Annotated in this window: 7 protein-coding genes and 1 pseudogene; 2 read left to right on the plus strand and 6 right to left on the minus strand. The window is 52.2% G+C overall.

Annotation, left to right across the window (positions count from 1 at the left end):
• The first annotated feature begins 243 nt into the window (after positions 1–243).
• Entirely contained in the window at positions 244–1,722 is a 1,479-nt protein-coding gene (gene nhaD / locus CXF87_RS04930) for a sodium:proton antiporter NhaD (protein WP_101145721.1), read from the plus strand.
• Between the two features lie 76 nt (positions 1,723–1,798).
• Here nhaD and CXF87_RS04935 read toward each other — a convergent pair whose 3' ends face one another.
• The 5 genes from CXF87_RS04935 to CXF87_RS04955 all read right to left on the minus strand — a co-directional run bounded on the left by CXF87_RS04935 (position 1,799) and on the right by CXF87_RS04955 (position 5,860).
• The gene (locus CXF87_RS04935; protein ID WP_101145722.1) at positions 1,799–3,634 is read right to left on the minus strand and encodes a putative bifunctional diguanylate cyclase/phosphodiesterase; all 1,836 of its coding nucleotides are present in this window, start codon (positions 3,632–3,634) and stop codon (positions 1,799–1,801) included.
• Between the two features lie 8 nt (positions 3,635–3,642).
• Positions 3,643–4,314, minus strand: coding sequence for a glutathione S-transferase (locus CXF87_RS04940; RefSeq protein ID WP_101145723.1), 672 nt, complete (start codon positions 4,312–4,314; stop codon positions 3,643–3,645).
• A gap of 178 nt (positions 4,315–4,492) precedes the next feature.
• Positions 4,493–5,068 carry an antibiotic biosynthesis monooxygenase gene (locus CXF87_RS04945; protein WP_008957086.1) on the minus strand — a complete coding sequence of 192 codons (576 nt, stop codon included), beginning with the start codon at positions 5,066–5,068 and terminating at the stop codon, positions 4,493–4,495.
• A gap of 172 nt (positions 5,069–5,240) precedes the next feature.
• The gene (locus CXF87_RS04950) at positions 5,241–5,624 is read right to left on the minus strand and encodes a hypothetical protein (RefSeq protein WP_101145724.1); all 384 of its coding nucleotides are present in this window, start codon (positions 5,622–5,624) and stop codon (positions 5,241–5,243) included.
• Positions 5,625–5,632: 8 nt separating this feature from the next.
• Positions 5,633–5,860 carry a DUF2835 family protein gene (locus CXF87_RS04955; protein WP_101145725.1) on the minus strand — a complete coding sequence of 76 codons (228 nt, stop codon included), beginning with the start codon at positions 5,858–5,860 and terminating at the stop codon, positions 5,633–5,635.
• 181 nt (positions 5,861–6,041) lie between these two features.
• Here CXF87_RS04955 and CXF87_RS04960 point away from each other — a divergent pair, with 181 nt between their 5' ends.
• Positions 6,042–6,716 (plus strand): putative metalloprotease CJM1_0395 family protein, encoded by a 675-nt coding sequence (locus tag CXF87_RS04960; protein ID WP_101145726.1) that lies wholly within the window; start codon positions 6,042–6,044, stop codon positions 6,714–6,716.
• Here the strand turns inward: CXF87_RS04960 and CXF87_RS04965 are convergent.
• A pseudogene (locus CXF87_RS04965) lies at positions 6,713–7,072 on the minus strand (EAL domain-containing protein); the annotation flags it as partial. The gene CXF87_RS04960 and the pseudogene CXF87_RS04965 overlap by 4 nt on opposite strands.
• Positions 7,073–7,140: the final 68 nt, after the last annotated feature.

The raw sequence follows: 7,140 nt of genomic DNA on the forward strand, positions 1-7,140 counted from the left end.
ATATTATTTAATAATGCTATTCGGCATTAGTATAACCCCCACATTTAAATCAGCACTTAGGCAAAACTAATGTTGTTAAAGTTACCATTACCTAAAAGATTAATTTCCTAAAAAAAGATGCTATTCCCCTAAGAAGAACTACTTTCGTTCGTTTTTATAAAGTATTGCGGCGCAATATAGGCTGGTAAACTAGCGGCGCTTTTACACCACTCCTGACAACTTAACCATGAGGAAAAACGTCACATGCCTACGTTGTGCCAACCCTCTCGCCAGCCACGATTATATCGTCGCTGGCTTTTTTTGTTAGCGGCCTTACTATTAGGCGTAAGTCCCAATGCGTTTGCCGTTACTGGTGAACTCAATTTAACCACCTCGGTTGTCGGCTTTTTTGCGGTGGCTATTTTCGTTCTGGCGTATGCCCTCGTCATGGCGGAAGAAAAGATTCATATGCGTAAGTCGAAACCGGTGTTGGTGGCAGCCGGTATCATCTGGAGCCTCATCGGCTGGGTGTATGTCCAAAATGGTATGTCGGAAGCGTCAGAGTACGCGTTTCGCGTGACGCTTTTGGAGTTCACCGAGCTGATGCTGTTCTTGCTGGTGGCCATGACATATATCAACGCGATGGAAGAGCGTCGGGTGTTTGATGCTTTACGCTCCTGGATGTTACGCAAAGGTTTCAACTACCGGACACTGTTTTGGCTGACCGGCGGTCTCGCCTTTGTGCTTTCACCCATTGCCGACAACCTCACCACCGCACTATTGATGTGTGCCGTGGTAACTAAAGTGGCAGAGGGCGATCAGCGGTTTATTAACGTCGCTTGTATCAATATTGTGGTGGCCGCCAATGCGGGGGGTGCATTTAGCCCCTTCGGCGACATTACCACTCTCATGGTGTGGCAAGCTGGCATGGTGGAGTTCCAGGAGTTCTTCATTCTGTTCTTCCCTGCCCTGGTCAATTTCCTAATACCCGCCTCCATCATGAGCCTGTTCATTAAGGACGAGAAACCCGCTAGCGTTTATGAAGATGTGTGGATGAAGCGGGGTGCCCGGCGCATTGTAGGGCTGTTTTTATTGACCATTATTACCGCCGTGCTGTGCCACGTAGTGCTCCACCTGCCGCCGGTGCTGGGTATGATGACCGGCCTGGGCTACTTGCAGTTCTTCGGCTACTACCTACGCCGTAGCCTACCCCGCTCGCTGGAGCGTAAGCGCGAGCGCTATAGCCGCCGTGGCGACAACAAGAAGCTTGAGCAGTTGGGTAGCGTGGTGCCGTTTGATGTCTTCAACCGCGTGGCACGTGCCGAGTGGGATACATTGCTGTTCTTCTACGGGGTAGTGATGTGCGTTGGCGGGCTTGGATTCATGGGCTATCTTGGCCTGTTGTCAGAAGCGCTCTACACCGGCTGGAACGCCACGGCAGCCAACATCACGCTGGGTATTGTATCAGCGGTCATCGACAACATTCCCGTTATGTTTGCGGTGCTCACGATGGAGCCCGATATGTCTCACGGCCAATGGCTGCTGATTACCTTAACCGCAGGCGTCGGGGGCAGCTTGCTGTCGATCGGTTCAGCGGCAGGGGTAGCGGTAATGGGCCAGGCAAGAGGTTCCTATACGTTTATGGGCCACTTACGTTGGTCGCCGGTCATTTTGCTTGGCTATATCGCCAGCATTTTGGTTCACATGTGGCTTAACGCTGAGAGCTTTGCGCTCTTCAGCTAATCGCATAAACGTAAGTTAGATAGACCTAACCTTTACCCCTTTTCAGCGTGCTGGAAAGGGGTTTTTATATAGCCGCTTAATAGCTTTCAAAAAGGTACTCAATCGGTGTCGGGCGGCCAAACAGGTAGCCTTGATAGCGGTAACAGCCATGGCCTCTTAGCCAATCAAGCTGTTCTTTTTTCTCTACCCCTTCTGCGACCACGGTTAAGCCTAAACTCACGGCAAGCAGTATCGTCGTATCCACGATCGCCGCATCTGTCTTGTCAGTGAGCAGTTCGCGAATAAACGATTGATCAATCTTTAGCTCATCTAGCGGTAAGCGCTTTAGGTAGCTCAGCGATGAGTAACCAGTGCCAAAGTCATCCAGTGCAAAGCGAACCCCTCTAGCGCGGAGTTTCAACATCGTATTGCGCACCCTGACTGGCTCGCACATCAGCAGGCTCTCCGTTACTTCCAGCACCAACCGGCTTGGCGGTGCCAGCGTCTCTGCTAATAAAGCCTCTACGTCATGCACGAAGTCGGGTTGCTGAAACTGAACAGAACTCACATTAACGGAAATACTTAAGGTGGCGTAGGTCGCTTGATGGGACCACTTTGCCAATTGCTCGCAGGCCGACCTAAGCACCCAATAACCGATGGGCACAATGAGCCTATTCTCCTCTGCCAGAGGTATAAACGTCGCGGGGGAGACCCAGCCACGCTGGGGGTGATACCAGCGTAATAATGCTTCAACCCCCGTGGTCACGCCCTGATGGTCGACCTGCACCTGATAGTGCAGAGCCAACTCATTGCGCTCAAGGGCCTTATGCAGGTCAGCTTCCAGGCTTGCCCTTTCCAGTACGCTGGTCTGCATATCGGCGTTAAAAAAGCACAGCGTGTTGCCGCCAGCCCTCTTCGCCTGCTGCAAGGCCATATCCGCTTGTTGCAGCACGCTATCCATGCTGTGTTCGCGCCCGGCAAACAGTGCAATGCCAATACTGGCGCTAATGGGTAACGAATGACCGCCTCTCACTTGAGCGATGGTTTCCAATAGCTGGCGGGAGACACGTTCAGCTTTTCGGACGGCCTCGGTCTGCGGCTCGCCCAGGTTATTCAGCAGTACCACAAATTCATCACTACTAAAGCGTGCCAGCGTGGCCTCTGGCTCTAGCCGCTGTCGTAGCTGTTCAGCAACGTTAATCAACAGTTGATCACCACTCTCATGACCCTGGATGTCGTTCACTAAGCGAAAGTTATCCAGATCGATCACCAACACAGCGCTATAAGACGCTGACCACTCATCATGATCGATCGCGGACGTTAACGAGTCCATCAGCATCCGACGGTTGGGCAGACCTGTCAGTGAGTCATAGAAGGCCAGATAGTAGGTGCGCGACTGCATTTCGAGGTAGTCAGTGAGTTCCGTCGAAATACCGCATAGAGAAGGGGGAGCACCGGGGGACATCGACAGCGGCATTTTGATCGATAAGAATGTTCTTACCTGGCTTTCACCTTGTAAGACGTTACTCTCCTCGACCGTTACTTTCTTGCCCGATGCCAATACGCTGCGATCAACCTGCTCCATTTCAGCAGCGCTGCCGGCATCAAAAAACTCAGCGTCGCACTTACCAATAACTTTGTCGGCTGGCAGACCAAATAAATCGCTGATACGGCGATTCACGTATTGATACTCTAAGGTCGGTGACTTGATATAAATAAAGGCATCGACACTATCCAAAATAGTCGCCAGCATCTCTTTATTGGTTTGCAGCAACGCCCTGTTATGTTGCATGCGGCGCTTGAGTAACAGATTGCCCAGCAGTGCTAAAAGCAGAAAAACGAGCAGCAAGGCGATTCCCCAGCGCCCCAAATAAGTGTCAATGCTGCGCAGCAGCTCTGCTGGCAGAGCTGCTGAAGTGGCGAAATGGTACATGGTAGTTATTACTGGCCAGGCATGGTTAACGGGCCAGCTCGCTCTACCACTCGCTGCCACGCGGAGTCTTGTTCGATACGCGATACAAAAGCGGCAATGGCAGAATACTGCTCTAACGACTGGACGGCCGCCACTGCCTGTAGCGGAAAGCTCATTTGAATATCCGCGCCACTAGGCCAGGGGCCGGCAAAATTACCGTTGGCTGATAAGTGCTGGTTTATAAAGGTGAGGTGCTGTTTCAACTGCGGTGCTAAAAAACGCTTACTCACCGTATCGCTAATGCCTTTCGCCAGCGGTTTAATCAGCCAGGGCGACTGCTTGGGAACTTGGCTAAACACAAGCTGCATCACCAGCAGTGGCATCAGTGAGCCTTCGGCATAATGTAGCCAGTAGCGGTAATCTACCCAAGCCCGCAAGTCACCGGGAGAAGGCTGACACCGCCCTTGCCCGTAGCGCTGTAACAGGTAGTCAATGATCGCGCCTGACTCAGCCACGGTGAGATCACCATCGGTAATGACCGGGGATTTACCAAGCGGGTGGATTTTTTTTAGCGAGTCGGGCGCTTGCTGTGTTTTGTCATCGCGTTGGTAAATTACCAGCTCATAGTCCAGTTCTAAGGCTTCTAATAGCCACAAAATCCGATGAGAACGAGACTTTTCCAAATGGTGAACGTGAATCATAAAAACTCCATGGGGCTGGGTTATACACCAGCATTGCACTGGCGACAGTTATCCATTACTGCAAGCACCTTCAGCTTAGTAGCACAAAGATCATCTTAATAGGATCAATATACTAAAGTTAGCACCATTACAGCGTTGAACCCCATGAAAGCATTAAACTAGTAAAAATTAATGAAAATTAACGATGTGCATGACGCCAGCGCGCCAGTAAATCCAGCGGCGACCACTTTCCTTGCAGCCAAGGTGCTAATAAGCGCGTCGAGAGCGGAATAAACACAAACACCATCACTGGCGTCAACATCAAGGTACTCACCATCACCCGCGGCACCAGCGCCCAATCGGCCAATACGCCGCCAAATACCCATTGGAAAAGCAACGAGATGGGGAAGAAAGCCAACCAAACAGCCACGGCTTGCTTCCAACGCGGCGGAGCGCTGTTTCCGTTGTTTTGAAACCACGTGTCCAGCCCAGTGGCACGGTGCTCTTGAGGCGCTTCATACAGCCCTTTTCCGCGCGCCAACCACGCATGGCGTGAGGCGGAGTGTTCCCAGGCGGCTAAGGTTTCGCTGCTGCTAAAGCGAAATATGATCTGATATTCATCGTCATCAGCGGGGGGTGCTAGTACGCCAGAGCCGAGGTAGCCAGCAAAATCAGCCGCCAGCTCGCGCCCTTCGTTTAGCCAACGATTAAAGTCGAAGTAGCGGCCGTGCTCAACGCGACGAGCCACCATCAATGTGACCGGTGAGGCAGACATGGTATATCTCCTAATATGTGGACAGCCAGCGCCGGGTAGGCAGGCTGCTTGCTTTCAGGCGGGTAAGCCTGAAAGTCCAATGCCACATTGTACAAGCAATGTTGATGCCATGCTGTGAATGTTACGTACTGGCGGTTAGTGCTAGGCGCTAGAACAAGGTGCGCCGGGTGATTTACCGCCCAGGAATCGGGTGGGGGCGTTCTCCTCGCTGGAAAGCACATACATGCTGGTAGATCTCTTTAGCACTGCGTATCGCATCCGCCTCTTGAGGATCAGGCTCTACGACCGGCCCTTGATACTCGCCTTCAGAGCGAAGAATGGCATCGACCTCAGTCCGGTAGCGATTCAGCAAGTGTTCTAAATTGATTCTTATGCGGTGGGTCTCCAGCCCAAACGCTTGGCGCTGATCCGTGCGTTTAAGTATGTCCAGAGGGCTGGTGGCCGCTTCACTTAAGCTTTCTAGCGTAGAGAGCACTAACTTTTCAGCACTGTTTAAATTGGGAATGACGTAATAAATGAGGTCATTCAGGATGATCGATGTTTCATCGCGGTGCATAGGCAAGCTCAACGTCCGGTTAAAGGATCAATACTAATAAATCGGCCCTGTTCAGAAAAACTTAATCGATAAATACCGCGCACACCATCGCGGCTAACCACACGACGAATCGCCTCGGCAGGAAAGATTACCCAGCGCCCATCCACGCTGCGGGTACGCACATTGGCAATGCGCCCCTCATAATGGGCTAAACACTCATCATAATTTAGATTGATGACGACATCGATGGTTAGCATAGGATGGTTAGCACAGATAGTAGGTCAGGGTTGAGATAGCGAAGCGCCCTGGTAATTAAAGTAGTAACAACATGAGTCGTTGAATGATTGCGCGACGAAACACATAGCGCTGACTTGCACTGTCGGCATCGCTCGCTAATACTTCATGGTATCCCAACTCGCACTGCGTCGGTAATAAACTATGGCCGTTTCTGCTATCAGCACCTCGTCTCTCACTGCGTGGGCATACCCTGCAGCAAATACGCACTCACCGCGTGTAGAGCAAGCGTCAAAGGAGCGCGCGCTTGACGAAGAGACAACTTCTAATAACGCCTCCAGCGACACCAGTACGCATAAAGAGAATAGCAGCGACGCAGCTGGCCCCAAGCGTGCTGACGGCACACCCATGGCGCCGGAAGAGATTCAGCAATTAGAACAGCTTAAGCAGACCGACCGCGAGGTACGCCAGCACGAGATGGCTCACCAAGTCGCAGGTGGCGCCTATACCGGCGGCGCTAGCTACGACTATGACGTTGGCCCCGATGGCAAGCGCTACGCAGTGGCAGGCGAGGTGCCGATCGATTACGGCCCGGTGCCCAATGATCCCCAAGCGACTATCGAAAAAATGCAGACCGTGATCGCCGCTGCGATGGCCCCTGCCGACCCTTCTCCCAAAGACCATCAAGTGGCCGCTCAAGCACGCCAATATTTACTTGAAGCGAAGTTAGAAGCGGCCATGCAGCGTAGTGAAATGGAGCAAGCCCGCAGTGCTGGTGCCGCTGATTCGTCAGAAACTACGTTGTCGGAAACTACTTGGCCGGAAACTACAGCTGAGCCAATCGCTGAAGAACCCACTGCTAAAGAGCAGGCCGCTTAACAGGCTGACTGAGCCAGCGAATTCCAGTCCGCACGCATTGGCCAATCCGCAAGCCAAGCTGGCAGGGCTTCAGCAGGCATTGGGCGGGCAATACCATAACCCTGCGCCAACTCGCAGCCCAGCGCCATTAACGCTTTTGCATGTTCAAGCGTTTCCACGCCTTCGGCCAGCATGGGTCGCCTAAAGCGATTAGCCATATAAATCACGCTCTCCACAATCGCCATATCGTCTTGGTCGCTGAGCATGTCGCGTACAAAGCTCTGATCAATTTTGATCAGGTTGACCGGCAGTTGACGCAAGTGGGTTAACGACGAAAACCCGGTGCCAAAGTCATCAATAGCGAAGCTTACGCCTAGCCCGAATTTCTCACGGGGTATAAAAGAAAGCGGCTGAAAGTGTTATTATTTCAGGACGTTACACCAGA

Origin of the sequence: Halomonas sp. MES3-P3E (assembly GCF_002836035.1) — a bacterium.
Lineage (GTDB): Bacteria > Pseudomonadota > Gammaproteobacteria > Pseudomonadales > Halomonadaceae > Vreelandella > Vreelandella arctica.